This window comes from Pseudomonas putida, from assembly GCF_026625125.1.
In the GTDB taxonomy this organism is placed as follows: Bacteria; Pseudomonadota; Gammaproteobacteria; order Pseudomonadales; family Pseudomonadaceae; genus Aquipseudomonas; species Aquipseudomonas putida_X.
In genome coordinates, this window is the sequence record NZ_CP113097.1 from 4,401,028 (window position 1) to 4,418,097 (window position 17,070).

Annotated in this window: 17 protein-coding genes; 16 read left to right on the forward strand and 1 reads right to left on the reverse strand. The window is 64.6% G+C overall.

From position 1 onward, the window contains the following. Positions 1-82 precede the first annotated feature (82 nt). Positions 83-943, forward strand: coding sequence for a DUF6279 family lipoprotein (locus tag OSW16_RS20215; RefSeq protein ID WP_267817977.1), 861 nt, complete (start codon positions 83-85; stop codon positions 941-943). Positions 944-965: 22 nt separating this feature from the next. Here OSW16_RS20215 and aceK read toward each other — a convergent pair whose 3' ends face one another. After that, positions 966-2,675, reverse strand: coding sequence for a bifunctional isocitrate dehydrogenase kinase/phosphatase (aceK, locus tag OSW16_RS20220; protein WP_267817979.1), 1,710 nt, complete (start codon positions 2,673-2,675; stop codon positions 966-968). A 149-nt stretch (positions 2,676-2,824) separates the two neighbouring features. Here aceK and OSW16_RS20225 point away from each other — a divergent pair, with 149 nt between their 5' ends. The 15 genes from OSW16_RS20225 to OSW16_RS20295 all read left to right on the forward strand — a co-directional run bounded on the left by OSW16_RS20225 (position 2,825) and on the right by OSW16_RS20295 (position 17,065). After that, a complete protein-coding gene (locus tag OSW16_RS20225; protein WP_241806051.1) occupies positions 2,825-3,709 on the forward strand; it encodes a DMT family transporter in 885 nt (294 codons plus the stop codon). A gap of 629 nt (positions 3,710-4,338) precedes the next feature. Further along, on the forward strand, positions 4,339-5,175 hold the full coding sequence (locus OSW16_RS20230; RefSeq protein ID WP_267824058.1) for an ABC transporter ATP-binding protein: 837 nt from the start codon (positions 4,339-4,341) through the stop codon (positions 5,173-5,175). Positions 5,176-5,230: 55 nt separating this feature from the next. Continuing rightward, the gene (locus OSW16_RS20235; protein ID WP_241806134.1) at positions 5,231-6,208 is read left to right on the forward strand and encodes an ABC transporter substrate-binding protein; all 978 of its coding nucleotides are present in this window, start codon (positions 5,231-5,233) and stop codon (positions 6,206-6,208) included. A 29-nt stretch (positions 6,209-6,237) separates the two neighbouring features. Further along, positions 6,238-7,014 (forward strand): ABC transporter permease, encoded by a 777-nt coding sequence (locus tag OSW16_RS20240; protein ID WP_241806050.1) that lies wholly within the window; start codon positions 6,238-6,240, stop codon positions 7,012-7,014. Next, positions 7,011-7,778 (forward strand): SDR family oxidoreductase, encoded by a 768-nt coding sequence (locus tag OSW16_RS20245; protein ID WP_267817980.1) that lies wholly within the window; start codon positions 7,011-7,013, stop codon positions 7,776-7,778. The genes OSW16_RS20240 and OSW16_RS20245 overlap by 4 nt, the downstream gene beginning before the upstream one ends. Positions 7,779-7,793: 15 nt before the next feature. Beyond that, positions 7,794-8,333 carry a cupin domain-containing protein gene (locus OSW16_RS20250; RefSeq protein WP_241806048.1) on the forward strand — a complete coding sequence of 180 codons (540 nt, stop codon included), beginning with the start codon at positions 7,794-7,796 and terminating at the stop codon, positions 8,331-8,333. 4 nt (positions 8,334-8,337) lie between these two features. Next, positions 8,338-9,195, forward strand: coding sequence for an alpha/beta fold hydrolase (locus OSW16_RS20255; RefSeq protein ID WP_267817982.1), 858 nt, complete (start codon positions 8,338-8,340; stop codon positions 9,193-9,195). 5 nt (positions 9,196-9,200) lie between these two features. Next, complete coding sequence (locus OSW16_RS20260) at positions 9,201-10,019, forward strand: IclR family transcriptional regulator (RefSeq protein ID WP_241806133.1); 819 nt, start codon at positions 9,201-9,203, stop codon at positions 10,017-10,019. Position 10,020: 1 nt separating this feature from the next. After that, positions 10,021-10,818 carry an SDR family oxidoreductase gene (locus OSW16_RS20265; RefSeq protein WP_267817984.1) on the forward strand — a complete coding sequence of 266 codons (798 nt, stop codon included), beginning with the start codon at positions 10,021-10,023 and terminating at the stop codon, positions 10,816-10,818. Continuing rightward, the gene (locus tag OSW16_RS20270) at positions 10,811-12,493 is read left to right on the forward strand and encodes a thiamine pyrophosphate-binding protein (RefSeq protein WP_241806045.1); all 1,683 of its coding nucleotides are present in this window, start codon (positions 10,811-10,813) and stop codon (positions 12,491-12,493) included. Before OSW16_RS20265 ends, OSW16_RS20270 begins: the two co-directional genes overlap by 8 nt. Before the next feature lie 10 nt (positions 12,494-12,503). Then, positions 12,504-13,307 (forward strand): aspartate dehydrogenase, encoded by an 804-nt coding sequence (locus tag OSW16_RS20275; RefSeq protein ID WP_241806044.1) that lies wholly within the window; start codon positions 12,504-12,506, stop codon positions 13,305-13,307. Positions 13,308-13,317: 10 nt separating this feature from the next. Then, positions 13,318-14,808 (forward strand): aldehyde dehydrogenase, encoded by a 1,491-nt coding sequence (locus OSW16_RS20280; RefSeq protein ID WP_267817987.1) that lies wholly within the window; start codon positions 13,318-13,320, stop codon positions 14,806-14,808. Continuing rightward, entirely contained in the window at positions 14,805-15,773 is a 969-nt protein-coding gene (locus OSW16_RS20285; protein ID WP_241806042.1) for a VOC family protein, read from the forward strand. Before OSW16_RS20280 ends, OSW16_RS20285 begins: the two co-directional genes overlap by 4 nt. 10 nt (positions 15,774-15,783) lie before the next feature. Continuing rightward, positions 15,784-16,011 (forward strand): recombinase-like helix-turn-helix domain-containing protein, encoded by a 228-nt coding sequence (locus tag OSW16_RS20290; RefSeq protein ID WP_241806041.1) that lies wholly within the window; start codon positions 15,784-15,786, stop codon positions 16,009-16,011. Between the two features lie 19 nt (positions 16,012-16,030). Continuing rightward, a complete protein-coding gene (locus OSW16_RS20295) occupies positions 16,031-17,065 on the forward strand; it encodes an aromatic ring-hydroxylating oxygenase subunit alpha (RefSeq protein ID WP_267817990.1) in 1,035 nt (344 codons plus the stop codon). Positions 17,066-17,070 lie beyond the last annotated feature (5 nt).

The window sequence follows — 17,070 nt, forward strand, 5'->3', positions numbered from 1 at the left end:
GCCGCCCGACCGCTGATTCGGCGGAACCGTCGCGGGGTACTCGCGTCTACCGTGTGGCCAGCCATCTGCAAGGGATCAGCACATGTTTCTACGCCTGTCCAAAGCCCTGATCATCGCCACGGCATTCGCGCTGGCACTGGTGGCCTGCAGCCGTATAGACCTGGCCTACCGCAACCTCGACCGGCTGGTCCCGTGGTCGCTGGACGACTACCTGGCCATGAACCGCGACCAGAGGTCGCTGCTCGACGAACGGCTCAAGCAGCACCTGGCCTGGCATTGCACCACCCAACTGCCTGGCTACCTGGACTGGCTCGACCGCATACGCTCCATGGTCGCCGAGGGGCAAGTCACCGACCAGGCGCTGCAACAGCGCATGAATGAAGCCCGCCAGGCGATCGGTCGCGTCGCAGAAGCGATCACCCCGTCGGCCACCGAGCTGCTGCGTGGCATGAGCGACGCCCAGGTCGCACAGATGGGCGATGCATTCCGTGAAGACATCAGTGAACGGCAAAAGAAATACGTCGATACCCCCCTGCCAAAACAAGTCGCCCGCCGTGCCGAGCGCATGGAAAAACGCCTGGCACCCTGGTTCGGCGAACTCACCACCGCACAACGCCAGCGTGTGCAAGCCTGGGCACAGGCGCTGGGCGACCAGAACCGCCAGTGGATCGCCAACCGTGCGCACTGGCAACAACAGCTGATGCTGGCCATGAACCAGCGCAGCGATGCCAGTTTCGAACCGCGCCTTGCGCAATTGCTGCAGCGCAAGGAAAGCCTGTGGACCCCGCAATACCGCGCCGCCTTTGAGAACAGCGAACAGCAGACACGCAGCCTGTTGATCGACCTGCTGCAACAGAGTAGCCCGGCCCAGCGGCAGTATCTTGAGCAGCGGCTGGCCAAGGTGCGTACCGACTTCAGTGAGCTCAAGTGCCTGAAGGGCTAGGCAGGCAGCCCGGCAACCCGCCTCAGCGCCCTTTGCGCCGATACGGGAACACATCGATCACCTTGCCTTCGCGGATGGACGCCTGCAGCCCCTTCCAGTAGTCCGCGTCGTACAGTTCCCCATGCAACTTGCTGAATAAACGCCGCTGGCCCATATCGGCAAACAGAAACGGCGGGAACTCCTCCGGGAACACATCGTGCGGCCCGATCGAATACCACGGTTCCCCCGACATCTCGTCCTCCGGGTAGCGCGGCGGTGGGATATGGCGAAAATTCACCTCGGTCAGGTAGCTGATCTCGTCATAGTCGTAGAACACCACACGACCATGGCGGGTAACCCCGAAGTTCTTCAGCAGCATGTCCCCCGGAAAGATGTTGGCTGCGGCCAGCTGCTTGATGGCCAGGCCATAGTCCTCCAGCGCTTCGTGTACCTGGGCTGCGCTGGCCTGCTCCAGGTAGAGATTGAGCGGGATCATGCGCCGTTCGGTCCAGCAATGGCGGACCAGCACCGTGTCGCCCTCCACGGTCACGGTGGACGGTGCCACCTCCAGCAGCTCGGCCAGGCACTCTGGCTCGAACTTGCCCCGGGGGAAACGAAAGTCGGCGAATTCCTGGGTATCGGCCATGCGCCCGACCCGGTCGACACTCTTCACCAGGCGATACTTGTCGATCACCGTGGCGCGGTCGACCGTCTTGGAGGGCGAAAAGCGGTCCTTGATGATCTTGAATACGGTATTGAAGCCCGGCAGGGTAAACACACTCATGACCATGCCGCGCACACCGGGTGCCATGATGAAACGATCGTCGGTACTGGCCAGGTGGTTGATCAGGGCGCGGTAGAATTCCGACTTGCCATGCTTGTAGAAGCCGATCGAGGTATACAGCTCGGCAATGTGCTTGCCTGGCAAGATGCGCTTGAGAAAATTGACGAACTCCGCCGGCACCGGCACGTCGACCATGAAGTACGAACGGGTGAAGGAAAAGATGATCGACACCTCGGCCTCGTCGGTGATCAGCGCATCCGCTTCGATGCCATGGCCGTCGCGGTGCAGCAGCGGTATCACCAGGGGCCACTGCTCATCGCTGTTGTACAGCCGGCCCACCAGGTAGGCACCCTTGTTGCGGTACAGCACCGGCACGAACAACTCAACGGCCAGCGCCGGGTCCTTGCACACCCAGTCAGGCAGGCAGTCGCGCAACTGCTCTTCAAGGCGTGACAGGTCGCTCTCCAGGTCACCGTAATCGAACGCATAGGCGCAGAAGATAGACCGCAACAGGCCCTTGAGGCTGCCGTCGGGTCTATAGGTGTGGGTCTGTGCGGCGCGCTCGTGGCTGCGTATCGAAGGCCGGGTGGTATGGATGAACATGCAGCCGTCGTTGATCTGATCATGGCTGAACAGGCTGCAGAACAAGGAGTTGTACCAGGTCTCCGACAGCTCATCGTCCAGCCGTGGGTCGATCAGGCGTATATAGGCACTTTTCACCAACGGCCACTGCTCGACCTCCAGCAGCACCTCCTCGTCGAACCCGTCCCGCAGCCAGCCGTTGACCTCACCGACCTTCTGCTCGTAGAGGTTGATCCGCGCCGCTGCTGCCCGCTGGATATCCTGCCAGCGCGCCTGCTCGAAGCGCTCGCGGGCGCCCAGGGTGATGCGGCGAAAGTGTTCGCGGTAGTCATCGAAGCCATCGAGGATCATTCGGGCGATTTCGCCGGCCGGCCAGTGCTGGGTCATGCAGGACACCTCGGTGCGGGGTGAGATAGACAGCTTAGCCGCCGGTGGAACTTTGCGACGCCTCTACCGGCTTACAGCGCAAGAAAGGACAAGAACAGCCCGAGCGCCATCGCGTACACTCGCGCCCTGCCCTGTACCCGGAGACCACCGTGAGCCCCATCGCCCTGACCCGCCTGCTGACCCTTGCCGCCGTCTGGGGGGCGAGCTTTCTGTTCATGCGCATCATCGCACCTGAACTGGGCACCGTACCTACCGCCTTCTTTCGCGTCTCCATCGCCTGCCTGGGCCTGATCGCCATACTTGCAGCAGCGCGCGTACGCTGGAACTTCGAGGGCAAACTCGGCGCTTGCCTGGTGCTGGGCATGATCAACTCAGGCATCCCCGCCACCTTCTATTCGGTGGCAGCCCAGGTACTGCCGGCAGGCTATTCGGCGATCTTCAACGCCACCACGCCCCTGATGGGTGTGCTGATCGGCGCACTGTTCTTCCGCGAGGCCATGACCCTGCCCAAGCTGTGCGGCATCTTCCTTGGCCTGTTCGGTGTCGGCATTCTCAGTGGCGCGGGCCCGGTGGCGCTGGACCTGGCACTGCTGCAAGGCGCCCTGGCCTGCCTGGCGGCAACCACCTGTTATGGCTTCGCAGGCTTTCTGGCGCGGCGCTGGATCAGTGGCCTGGACAGCCGCCTGTCAGCGCTCGGCAGCATGCTCGGTGCCACCCTGATGATGACGCCCCTGTTTGCCTGGAGTGCGCTGACCCAGCCGCCTGCCAGCTGGGGCGGCTGGCAGGTATGGCTGTCGCTGCTGGGCCTGGGCCTTGTGTGCACGGCCTTCGCCTACATCCTGTATTTCCGTCTGCTGGCCGAGATAGGGCCGGTCAAGGCCAGTACCGTGACCTTTTTGATTCCGGTTTTCGGTGTGCTGTGGGGTGCGTGGCTGCTGGACGAATCGCTGTCGATGGGCCACCTGTATGGCGGCGTGCTGATTGCAGCCGCCCTCTGGCTGGTCCTCAAACCCACGCGCCGCGCCCAGGCCTGAGAAAGAGCTACTGCCTTGCTCAACTTCTAAAAGTTGGCGCGATCCCGGTGGGAACAGCTGTCTTGCTCAACCTCTAAAAGTAAAAGCTGGCGCAATTCAAGTGGGAGCCGGCTTGCCGGCGATGGGCCGCAACGCGGACCCAGATGCTCGCTGGCCCAGTCGAGCGCGCTCGGGGTATTACAACTCCGCTATGGGGGCTGCTGCGCAGCCCATCGCCGGCAAGCCGGCTCCCACCTCGATCGCGCAGCTCTTCAGACCTGCGCTTTACCTGTGGAAGCAACTGTCTTGGTCAACTGCTAAAAGCTAGCGCGATCCCGGTGGCAGCCGGCTCGCCGGCGATGAACGCAACACCGTTTCACCTGTAAAACCACACAGTTTCACGTTACCGAAAATGCCCGGCAACTACGCACGAAGCCAACTCATGCGCAGTTGCTGGGCATTTTTGTGCCACATAGAAAACTACGTTTCATATATAAAACAAAGCAAAACATATCAGAAATTCGCAACTCATTAATAAATAAACACTTTCATATTTAACTTTGGAAATTTCTCACCTGGCATTGTTCATGCACTAAACGGCGTATCACCTATAAAACAGACCAGAGACCGCGCCCATGGCTGTGAAAGAGATGTACGCAATCGCCCCGCAATGGCATGAACTGCAGCGCAACGAACACCCGGCCCCCACGGAAATCGAATTCCGCAATGTCGGCAAGGCGTTCCCCGCCAAGGGCCAGGCCGATGCCCCGTTCGCCATTCATGGCGTGAACTTCCAGATCCGTCGCGGCGAAGTGGTGTCGATCATCGGTCCTTCAGGCTGTGGCAAGAGCACCATCCTCAACATGGGCTCGGGCCTGTACCGGCCCACTGAAGGCGAAGTGCTGGTCGGCGGTGAAGCCGTCAACGGCCCGGTCCCGAAAGTCGCCTTCATGCTGCAGAAAGACCTTTTGATGCCGTGGCGCAGCATCCGCCGCAACGTCGAGCTGGGCCTGGAAATCCAGGGCATGCCTGCCAGCCAACGCAAAGCCATCGCCGAGGATCTGCTCAAGCGCTGCCACCTGCAAGGCTTCGCCGACCACTACCCATTCCAACTGTCAGGTGGCATGCGCCAGCGCGCCGCGCTCGCCCGCACCCTGGCGATCGACCCGCAGGTACTGTTTCTCGACGAACCGTTCTCGGCCCTTGATGCGCAGACCAAGATGATCCTGCAACAGGACCTGGCGCAAATGCTGTTCGAGGAAAACAAGACCGCCCTGTTCATCACCCACGACCTGGTCGAGGCCATTGCGCTGTCCGACCGCCTGCTGGTGATGAGCGCCCGCCCCGGCACGATCATCGAAGAGATCGAAATCGACCTGCCCTATCGCAACAACCCGCTGGAACGCCGAAAGCTGCCGGAAATCGGCCCGCTGGCCGGCCGCCTGATGGATCTGCTGAAGGTCGGCGAAGACCTCGACCTGCACTGACCGACGCCCCACTCACCACTCGGGAGTTAGCATGTTCACCACACACCTCAAGCGCATGGCTCATACCGCCCTGGCAGCCTTGGCACTGAGCCTGGCAGCCCAGGCCCAGGCCGAGCCGACAAAGGTCACCTACCTGCTGCCTGCACCACCCAGCCTGCCAGCGTTCGCGCCGTGGATCATCGCCAAGGAGAAAGGCTACTACCAGGCCCAGGATCTGGACCTGACTTTCATCGCCGCCAAAGGCGGCGTCGACGTGGCCAAGCAGATCGGCGCCGGCAACGCCCTGGTTGGCGGCGCCATCGGTGATACGCCGATCATCGTGCGCCCCAATGGCATCCCGGTACGTGCAGTGGCGGTGCTCGGTGGCGGCGGGGTGACCATGATCGCGACCAACGCCGGCGAAAACATCCACTCGGTCAGCCAGCTCAAGGGCAAGACACTGACGGTGATGTCTTACTCCGACACCACCTACTACGCCCTGCTCGCTTCGTTGCGCAAGGCTGGTTTGAGCAAGGACGATGTGGATATCCAGGCAGCCGGCCCCTCGGGCGTGTGGCAACTGTTCTCGGCCAGCAAGGCCCAGGCCATGGCCGGGGTACCGGACTGGGTGGTCAACGCTGAAGACGCCGGGCTCAAGTACGCGCTGATTCCACGCGAGCAGGTGTTCGAAAGCATGGCCCAGGCGATCCTCGCTTCAGACGATGCCATCGAACATCACCCGCAGATCGTTCGCGGTGTGGTTCAGGCCACCCTGCGCGGCCTGCAGGACATCATCGATGACCCCAAGGCCGCCGCCGCCACCTTCGCCCGTGCAGTCCCGGCTTACGCCGGCAAAGAGGCCTCGCTGGAAAAGACCCTGCGCCTGTACGTGGAATACGTGTACGCCGGCCAGCCGGTACTCGGCCGCATCGACCCGGTGCGCCTGGACACCGTGCGCAAGTTCTACGTCAGCGAGGGCATCGTCAACCGCGAACCCAAGCTCGAAGAGCTCTACAGCAACCAGTTCATCGAAACCCGAACCGCGGCCCAATGACGGCCCGGCAATGACAAGGTAAGCGCCCGATGAGAAAGCTCAACCCTTCCGTGGCCGGCAGCATCGCCCTGCTGGTCTTGTTCCTGGTGCTCTGGCAATGGGGCCCGGGGCTGGTCGGCATGCCCGAGTTCGTCATGCCGCAACTGAGCCGGGTGGCTCAGGAAAGCGTGCTGATGTGGCATTCCGGCGGCCTGCTGGAACACACCCTGATCACCGCCTTCGAAATCATCGTCGGCTTCGCCCTTGGTGCTCTGCTGGGGGTCGCTATCGGCGTCTCGCTGGGGCTGTCGCCCTCGGCCGAAGCGATGCTTTCACCTTACATCCTGGCGCTGCAGATCGCGCCCAAGGTGGCCTTCGCCCCGCTGTTCGTGATGTGGTTGGGCTACACCATCTACCCGAAGATCCTCATCGCCATCCTGATCGTGTTCTTCCCGGTGATGATCAACGTGCTTTCGGCCATCCGCACCGTCGACCCCGACATGATCAACCTGGTGCGCACCATGAACGCCAGCCGCTGGCAGATCTTCCGCCTGGTGGAGTTCCCTTCGGCCATGGCCGCGTTGTTCTCCGGCCTGCGCATCGCCTCGACCCTGGCCGTGATCGGCGTCACCGTCGGCGAGCTGGTGGGCGGCAACCAGGGCCTGGGCTTCCTGCTGGTGGATGCCGAAGGCCAGGGCAACACCGCAGGCGTGTTCGTCGCCATCGTCATGCTCACGCTGATCGGCGTACTCGCCTACGGCGCCGTGGTGTGGGCCGAGAAGCGCGTCCTGCACTACCTCCCCAAAGCCATGCTGAGTAGCCAATGATGAGCAGCTTCAACAACCTTCTCCAGGGCCGCCGCGTGCTGGTCACAGGTGGTGCCCGCGGGCTGGGCTATGCCTTTGCCCAGGCCATAGCCCAGGCCGGCGCACGGGTGGTCATCGCCGATGTGCTCGCCGGGCGTGTGCAACAGGCTGCCTGCGAGCTGAGCGGTATGGGCCTGGATGTCAGCGGCGTCAGCCTGGACCTTGCCAGCCCCGAGTCCATCGAGACCTGCATCGAGCGCACGGTCAAACGCCTGGGCGGCCTGGACGGCCTGGTCAACAACGCCTCGATCACCAATTCCGGCGGCAAGAGCTGCGAGGAACTGGACATCGAGACCTGGGACCAGGTCATGCAGGTGAATGTGCGCGGCACCTGGCTGATGACCCGCGCCGCCCTCCCGGCACTGCGCGAAAGTGGCCGTGGCGCGGTCATCAACCTGGCGTCCGACACCCCCCTGTGGGGTGCACCGAACCTGCTGGCCTATGTCGCCAGCAAAGGGGCGGTGATCGCCATGACCCGCAGCCTGGCCCGCGAGCTGGGCAACGCCAACATCACCGTCAACGCCATCGCCCCCGGCCTGGTGCTGGTCGAAGCCACCGCCTATGTGCCCGAGGCCCGCCACCGCCTGTACACCGAACAACGGGCAATCCAGCGCCCGCAACTGCCCGACGACGTCAGTGGCGCGGTGCTGTTCGCCCTGTCCGACTTGTCGCGCTTCATCACTGGACAAACCCTGCCGGTCAACGGCGGGTTCGTCATGCCCTGAGCAAAGGAGACCTTCATGACCGACCTCTCTGTGCAACACGACGCCCCCAAGACCTGGGACCGCCCCGCCGACGCCGACCTGGCCAGCTGGATGCAGACGCGCATCGCGCGCTATGAAACGCGCCGCTACGACTGGGATGCGCTGAAGTTCCAGGCCGACTACGACCCCAAGTACCGCCGCGCGCAGATGCGCTACGTGGGCACCGGCGGCACGGGCGTTGGCAGTGACATGAACACTATTGCCTCCGAGCACTTCACCTTCTCCACCATGGTCATCCCAGCCGGCCACGAAGGCCCGCCCCACCTGCACACCGACGTCGAGGAAGTGTTCTTCGTGCTGCGCGGCAAGCTCAAGGTGATCATCGAAAAAGACGGCGAGCGCTTCGAAACCATCCTCACCGACCGCGACCTGATCTCGGTGCCGCCAGGGGTGTACCGCGAAGAGATCAATGTGGGTGACGAGGACGCACTGATGTGCGTGATGCTCGGTGCCAAGAAGCCGTTGACCCCGACCTATCCACCAGCGCACCCGCTGGCCTCGATCAAGCGCGGGTAAGCCGATGATGCCGATCACCCTCATCGCCCCCTTGCTCAGCCTGCTCGAACAGCGCTTCGCCGAACGCCTGCTACGCCTTGGCCAGGGCCTGCAGGCAGTACGTGAAGCGGGCAGCGGCGCTGCCATCGTGCTGCTGCATGGCATCGGCTCGGGCGCGGCCAGCTGGTTGCAAGTGGCCTTGAACCTGAGCGAGCGGGCACGGGTGATCGCCTGGGATGCCCCCGGCTATGGCCAGTCCACGCCACTGCCCAAGGCTGTGCCGGGCGCCAGCGACTATGCCGGGCGCTTGCTGCAGACACTCGACGCCTTGGGCATTGAGCGCTGTGTGCTGGTCGGCCATTCCCTGGGGGCGCTGACTGCCGCCGCGTTCGCCCAGGCCCACCCGCAGCGGGTCAAGCGCCTGGTACTGCTCAGCCCGGCACGCGGTTACGGCGCGCAACCGGCGCAAGGGCTGGCCGTGCGCAGCAAACGCCTGCACAGCCTGGCGCACCTGGGCATCGGGCAAATGGCCCGCGAGCGCAGTGCACATTTGCTCTCGCCAGACGCAGGTGCCCAGGCGCTGGCCTGGGTGCAGTGGAACATGGCGCGGCTACAGCCGCACGGCTACCGCCAGGCCATCGAGCTGCTGTGCGGCGACCAGCTGTTGCGCCACGCGCCGCTGGCAGTGCCCTGCGAAGTGCACTGCGGCAGCGCCGACAGCATCACCCGCGCCGACGACTGCCAGGCCTTGGCCGACGCTCTGGGCGCCCCTTTCTACCTGATACCCGGCGCTGGCCATGCCTGCGCCATCGAACAACCCGACACGGTGACGGGCCTGCTGGCCCGCGCCCTCGACGCCTCTCTCACAGGTAGCGCGCTATGAACGAAATGGATCCGTCGAAGGAAAACCAGGACAAGTACATTGTCCCGGGCCTGGAACGCGGCCTGCTGCTGCTGTGCGAATTCAGCCGGCAGAACCGTACCCTGACCGCCCCCGAGCTGGCCCGGCGCCTGTCGCTGCCGCGCTCGACCATCTTCCGCCTGCTGACCACCCTGGAAACCATGGGCTTCGTCACCCGCAGCGGCAACGAATACCGCCTGGGCATGTCGGTGCTGCGCCTGGGCTTCGAATACCTGGCCTCGCTGGAGCTGACCGAACTGGGCCAGCCACTGCTGGCACGGCTGTGCGATCGCCTGAACTACCCAAGCAACCTGGTGGTGCGCGACGGCCGCTCGATCGTCTACGTGGCCAAGGTTTCACCGCCCTCGGTGTTCTCCAGCGCAGTCACCGTCGGCACACGCCTGCCTGCCCATGCCACGGTGCTTGGGCGCATCCTGCTGGCCGACCTGAGCCTGAGCGAGTTGCGTGAGCTGTATCCCGAAGAACACCTGGAGCAGTTCTCGCCGTGCACGCCCAAAACCGTGCTGGAGCTGTTCGACCTGGTCCAGGCCGATCGCCTGCGCGGCTATGTCAGTGGCGAAGGCTTCTTCGAGTCGACCATCTCCACGGTGGCTGCCCCCGTACGTGATGACAGCGGACAGGTAGTCGCCGCGCTCGGCCTGACCATCCCGACCGTGCAGATCGGCCACGTCAATTTCGACAACCTGCTGGGCCAGGTACGGGGCAGCGCCGATGAGTTGTCGCGGTTGCTCAACTACACGCCCAACACCGGTCACCACCGCGTCACCGCGCTGATGAGGGACTGAGATGAACCCCTACCCACTTCAAGACAGCACGGTGATCGTCACCGGCGGCTCGTCCGGCATCGGTTACGCCTGTGTCGAGCTGCTGCTCGAAGCCGGCGCCCGCGTCGCCTTCTGCGGGCGCAATGAAGACCGCCTGCGCAGTGCCGAAACCCGGCTGCGCCAACGCTTCCCCGAGGCAGGCCTGCTGGCCCAGGTGTGCGACGTGCTCGATGCCGAGTCGGTACGGGCCTTCGCCGCCGCCAGCCAAGCCGCGCTGGGCCCGGCCCAGGCGCTGGTCAACAATGCCGGCCAAGGCCGTGTGTCTACGTTTGCCGACACCACCGACCAGGCCTGGAACGACGAGCTGCACCTCAAGTTCTTTTCGGTCATCCACCCGGTACGCGCGTTCATGGCGCAACTGCAGGGCCAGCCCAACGCCTCGATCGTGTGCGTCAACTCGCTGCTGGCCAGCCAGCCCGAACCGCATATGGTCGCCACCTCGGCCGCCCGTGCCGGGCTGAAGAACATGGTGCGTTCGATGGCGTTCGAATTCGCCGAACACGGCATCCGGGTCAACGGCATCCTCATCGGCCTGGTCGAGTCCGGGCAATGGCGCCGCCGCTTCGAAGCCCGCGAGGAGCGCGACCTGGACTGGTCGCAATGGACCGCACAGCTGGCGCAACGCAAACACATTCCCTTGGGCCGCCTTGGCCTGCCGAAGGAAGCGGCGCAGGCGATCCTGTTCCTGGCTTCGCCTCTGTCGGCCTACACCACTGGCAGTCATATCGATGTATCCGGAGGCCTGTCCCGTCATGCGTAACGAAAATACTGTCACCGTCGGTGCCGTCATCACCGCGTTCCTGGAGCAATGCGACGTCAGGGCGGCGTTCGGCGTGATCTCGATTCACAACATGCCGATCCTCGATGCCTTCGCTGTGCGCGGCAATATCCGCTTCGTCATGGCCCGCGGCGAAGCCGGGGCGACCAACATGGCCGATGCCTATGCCCGCAGCATCGGCGGCCTGGGCGTGTGCCTGACCTCCACCGGTACGGCTGCCGGCAACGCCGCCGGGGCCATGGTCGAAGCGCTGACCGCCGGTACCCCACTGCTGCACATCACCGGGCAGATCGAAACCCCCTACTTGGACCAGGAGCTGGCCTACATTCACGAGGCCCGCGACCAGCTGACCATGCTCAAGGCCGTGTCCAAGGCAGCGTTTCGCGTGCGCAGCGTCGAAACCGCGCTGAGCACCTTGAAGCTGGCCGTGCAGACCGCACTGACCGCCCCAACCGGCCCGGTCAGTGTAGAGATCCCGATCGATATCCAGTCAGCTTTCATCCCCATGCCGACCGACCTGTCGCCACTGCCTATCCCGGTCGCCGCACCTGCCGCCGAAGCCCTCGACCTGGTTGCCGAACGCCTGGCCAGCGCCACCCGCCCACTGCTGTGGCTGGGCGGCGGTGCCCGGCATGCCGGCGCGCAGGTCAAGCGCCTGCTGGACATGGGCGTCGGCGTGATCACCTCGACTCAAGGCCGTGGCGTGGTCAACGAAGACGATGAGCGCTGCCTGGGAGCCTTCTCGCAGAACAAGCTGGTCGAAGGCTTCATGCAGACCTGCGATGCCCTGGTAGTAGCGGGCTCGCGCCTGCGCAGCAATGAGACCTTCAAGTACGCCCTGAAGCTGCCGCGCACGACCCTGCGCATCGACGTCAACCCGGCCATCGAAGGCCGCAGCTACCCCAGCGACCTGTTCATCTGTGGCGACGCCGCGCTGGCCCTGCAGGGCCTGGCCGACCGCCTGCAGGGCCGCCTGAACATCGACCCAAGCTTCCTGCCCGAACTCAAGGCCGTGCGCGAGCAGGCACGCAAACAGCTGGTCGCCGACCTGGGCCCGTACGCATCGCTGGTGGAGCAGTTGCAGGCGCAGACTGGGCGCAACTTCACCTGGGTGCGCGACGTGACCCTGTCCAACAGCATCTGGGGCAACCGCCTGCTCAACCTCTATCACCCCCTGTCCGGTGTGCACGCGCTCGGCGGTGGCATCGGCCAAGGCCTGGCGATGGGCATCGGCGCTGCCGTGGCGGCGGCGCAAACGGCACCGGAGCGCAAGGTGTTCGCCCTGGCTGGCGATGGTGGCTTCATTCTCAACCTGGGTGAGCTGGCGACCCTGGTGCAGGAGAACGCCAACGTGGTCATCCTGCTCATGAACGACCAGCGCTATGGCGTTATCCGCAACATCCAGGACGCCATCTACGGTGCCCGCCACGCCTACGTCGAACTGCACACGCCGAACTACAGCAAGCTCTCGGAATCGCTGGGCCTGCGCCATGGGCTGGTCAGCGACCTGAAGCAGTTCGGTGAGGTGCTCGAAGGCGCGCTGGGCGCGCAAGGCCCGTTCCTGCTGGAAGTGGACATGCTCAGCGTGGGTGGCTTCGCTACCCAGTTCGCCGGCCCGCCCAACAGCGAAACCAAGGCGCAGAAGGCCACGGCCTGAGGACCCCGCCATGTTGCATATCACCATGATCGGCTGCGGTGCCATTGGCGTCGGTGTGCTTGAACTGCTGGAGAAAGACCCGCTGCTGTGCGTCGATGCGGTGATTGCCTCGGCCGGCTCTGAAGCGCTGGTACGCCAGCGACTGGCGAGCTTGCGCCGGCCACCGCAGGTCCTCACCGCCCTGCCGGCCGACGCGCGCCCTGACTTGCTGGTCGAATGCGCCGGCCACAAGGCGATCGAAGAGCACGTGCTGCCAGCGCTGGAGCGCGGCATCGCCTGCCTGATCGTCTCGGTTGGTGCACTGTCCGAGCCTGGCCTGGTCGAGCGCCTGGAAGCGGCAGCGGCACACGGCAACACGCGAATCGAGCTGCTGCCCGGCGCCATTGGCGGCATCGACGCACTGTCGGCCGCCAAGGTCGGCGGCCTGGACGCAGTCAGCTACACCGGCCGCAAACCGGCACAGGCCTGGCAAAACACACCCGCCGAGCAGGTCTGCGCGCTGGACGCCCTCACAGAAGCGACCGTGATCTTCGACGGCAGCGCCCGTGAGGCGGCGCGGCTGTACCCGAAAAACGCCAACGTCGCGGCCACCCTGTCACTGGCCGGGCTGGGCCTCGACCGCACCCGTGTGACCCTGATCGCCGACCCGCTCAGCGAAGAAAACGTGCACAAGGTCGAAGCCCGCGGCGCCTTCGGCCGCTTCGAAATGAGCCTGCGCGGCAAACCGCTGCCGGCCAACCCGAAGACCTCGGCACTGACCGTCTACAGCGTGGTACGCGCCCTCGGCAACCACGCCCATGCCATTTCCATCTAGGGGACTGCCAATGACTCTGGAACAGACCTTACCGATCTGCATCGCCGGCACCTGGCGCCTGGGCGGCGGCGAGCGTTACGCCTCGTGCTACCCGGCGACCGGTGAGCCCGTCGCCTGGCTCAATGCCGCCAGCCTCGAGGATGTCGAAGCCGCCGTACAGGGGGCCCACCAGGCCTTCCTGCACAGCGGCTGGGCCCAGCGTAAGCCGCACGAACGTGCCGCGGTGCTGTACCGCATCGCCGGCCTGATCCGCGAGCGCGCCGAAGAGCTGGCGCAACTGCAACGCCAGGACAACGGCAAGCCGATCAACGAAACCCGCGCCTTGGTCGCCAGCGCGGCAGGGACTTTCCAGTTCTTCGCCGCGGCCTGCGAAACCCTGGAGGAAACCATCACCCCATCGCGCGGCGATTTCGTCAGCATGAGCGTGTACGAGCCGATGGGTGTAGTCGCGGCGATCACGCCATGGAACTCGCCTATCGCCAGCGAGGCGCAAAAGGTCGCCCCGGCCCTGGCCGGTGGCAATGCAGTGGTGATCAAGCCGGCGGAAATCACCCCGCTGCTGGCCCTGCAGCTGGCCCGCATCTGTGAAGACGCCGGGCTGCCCAAAGGCCTGGTCAGCGTGCTGCCAGGCAAGGGTTCATTGCTGGGTGACGCATTGACCCGCCACCCGCTGGTCAAACGTGTGTCCTTCACCGGCGGTACCCGCACCGGCAAACACATCGCCCATATCGCCGCCGACAAGATGATGCCGGTGTCGCTGGAGCTGGGCGGCAAGTCGCCGACCATCGTCCTTGATGACGCCGACCTCGACCATGCCGTTGCCGGTGTGCTGTACGGCATCTTCAGCTCCTCGGGCGAGGCATGCATTGCAGGCTCCCGGCTGTTTGTCGCCCGTGCCCTGTACGAGCCGTTCATGGCCCGGCTGACCACTGCCGCCGCGCAACTGCGCCTGGGTGACCCGGCTGACGAGCGCACGCAGATGGGCCCGCTGATCAGTGCTGGCCACCGCGCGTCGGTGGAGCGCTACGTGGCCCTGGGCCTGGCCGAAGGTGGCCGCCTGCGCCTGGGCGGTGAGCGCCCGAGCGGCGGCCTGTACGACCAGGGTTACTTCTACCCGCCGACCATCCTCGAAGGGTTGGGCAACCACCAGCAGGTATGTCAGGAGGAGATCTTTGGCCCGGTACTGGTGGCCCTCCCGTTCGACAGCGAAGAAGACCTGCTGGCCCAGGCCAACGACAGCCTGTACGCCCTTGCCGCCGGTATCTGGAGCCGTGACTACAAGCGTGCCTGGGCGCTTGGCCGCAAGCTTCAGGCCGGTACGGTGTGGATCAACACCTACAAGCAGTTCTCCATCTCGACGCCGTTCGGCGGCTGGCGGGACAGTGGCCTTGGCCGAGAAAAAGGCCGCCTGGGCATCCTGCAGTACATGGAACAGAAAAGCCTCTACTGGGGCATGAACCAACAGCCGCTGGCCTGGGCCGGCGTGGAGGCAGGGCAATGAGCGTACTGGGCATCGACGAAGTCACCTATGGCGTGGAGGACCTCGCCACCTGCGTCCGCTTCTTCACCGACTGGGGCTTGAGCAAGGTCAGCGATCAGCCTGACGAGGTCATCTTCGAAACCCTCAATGGCTGCCGCGTGGTGCTGGCCGCCCTCGACAAACCCGGCCTGCCGCCAGCCATCGAGCCCGGTTCGACCGTGCGTGAAGTGGTGTGGGGAGTGGCAAGCCAGGCGGACCTTGCCCTGTACAGCCAGCGCATCGCCAACGACCCGGGCTTTGTCGAAGGCAATGGCCGCATCGGCTGCACCGACCCCAACGGCCTGGCGATCCGCTTGCAGGTCACCCGCAAACGCACGCTGGACATCGAGTGCAGCGGCCACAACACCTGGCAGACCAAGGGCCGGATCAACAAACCGGCGCCGATCTACGACCGCGCCACGCCCATCGAAGTGGGCCATGTGGTGTTCTTCGTCAAGGACGTGAACGCCTGCGAGGCTTTCTACCACGAACGTTTCGGCTTCCAGGCATCGGACCGTTACCCCAACCGCGGCGCCTTCCTGCGCACCGCCGAGGAAGGCGGCCACCACGACCTGTTCATGCTCCAGCTGCCAGCCCCGCGCGCCGGCCTCAACCACGTGGCGTTCACCGTACGTGACCTGCACGAAGTGTTCGGCGGCGGCATGCATATCTCCCGCTGCGGTTGGGCCACCGAAATCGGCCCGGGCCGCCACCCGGTTTCATCGGCATTCTTCTGGTACTTCAAGAACCCGGCCGGGGCGCTGGTCGAGTACTACGCCGACGAAGACCAGCTGACCGGCGACTGGCAGCCACGCGAGTTCGAACCCGGCCCGACGGTGTTCGCCGAATGGGCGATTGCCGGCGGCATCGACGGCAACACCCGGCGCCAGCAGCACGCAGAAGCACCGCAAGGCAAATTCCTCACCGACAAGCCCAAGCACAACTGAGGTCGATCCCATGAGCACACCCGAGGTTTACCTGCAGCCGCATCAGGCACGCAAACGCCCCAACACACCGTTCGAGGACCTGCTCGGCGACTCCATCGAGCGCGCCTACGGCAATGGCGTGAGCGAGCTGGCGCAATTGCTCGCCCACCTCAACCTGGCCGGCCCGCCTTGCCCGCTGACCAGCGGAGAGTGGACTGAAGACGCCTTTGTAACCCTGATGGCACGGCTGGGCGAATGAGCCTGCGGAGAAGAACAAGATGAACATGCATATAACCGTCGACCCTGTTGAACAACACTTGGCCAATGGCCTGAAAGACCTCTGGTTCCCGGTGCTGCCATCGGAACTGTTGAACGAAAAACCCCTTTCCATCCGTCGCCTGGGCTACAAGATCGCCCTGTGGCGCGACAACGATGGCCAGGTGCACGCGCTTGAGGACCACTGCCCGCACCGTGGCGCGCCGCTGTCCCAAGGGCCGGTGCTGAGTGATCGCCTGCAGTGCCCGTACCACGGCATCGAGGTGCGCTGCGACGGCACTGTCACCAAAGTGCCCGGTAGCCCAGGCTGCAAACTCGAAGGCAGCCGCCCTACACGGATGTTCCACACCCGCGAGGCTGCAGGGGCGATCTTTCTGTTCAACGCCGCCGACCCGCACCTGGACACACCACCAGAGCTGGTATTGCCCGAGCAGCTGACCTCGCCCCAGTGGAGCAGCTTCCTTTGCTACACCGAATGGAAAGGCGACTACCGCTACGTGCTCGACAACGTCATGGACCCGATGCACGGTACCTACTTGCACAAGATGTCCCATTCCATGAGCGAGGGCGAAGCCACCGCCAGGTTCGTCACCCGCGATACCGAACAAGGCTTTGTCTTCGAGAAAGAAGGCCAGCGCGGGGTCAACTTCGACTGGACCGAATTCCTCGACAATGGCTGCCACTGGCTGCGCCTGGAAATCCCATACCCCAAGACCGGTGGCCCAGGCGGCAACTTCACCATCATCGGCAGCTACACGCCGAGCAGCCGAGCGTTGTCGGCCGTGTTCCACTGGCGCGCGCGGCCGCTGACCGGCTGGCAGCGCGACACCTGGCGCTTCCTCTACAAGAACCGCCTGGAAGCGCGCCACTGGGCGGTGCTGGAGCAGGACCGGGTGCTGCTGGAGTTCATGGAGTTCGACGCCAACCAACGGGAAAACCTCTACCAGCACGACCTTGGCGTGGTGCGCCTGCGCCGCTACCTCAAGGGCAAGGCCAAGGAACAGTTGGCCCTGATCGAAACCCAGCAACTGGCCTGAGGTGC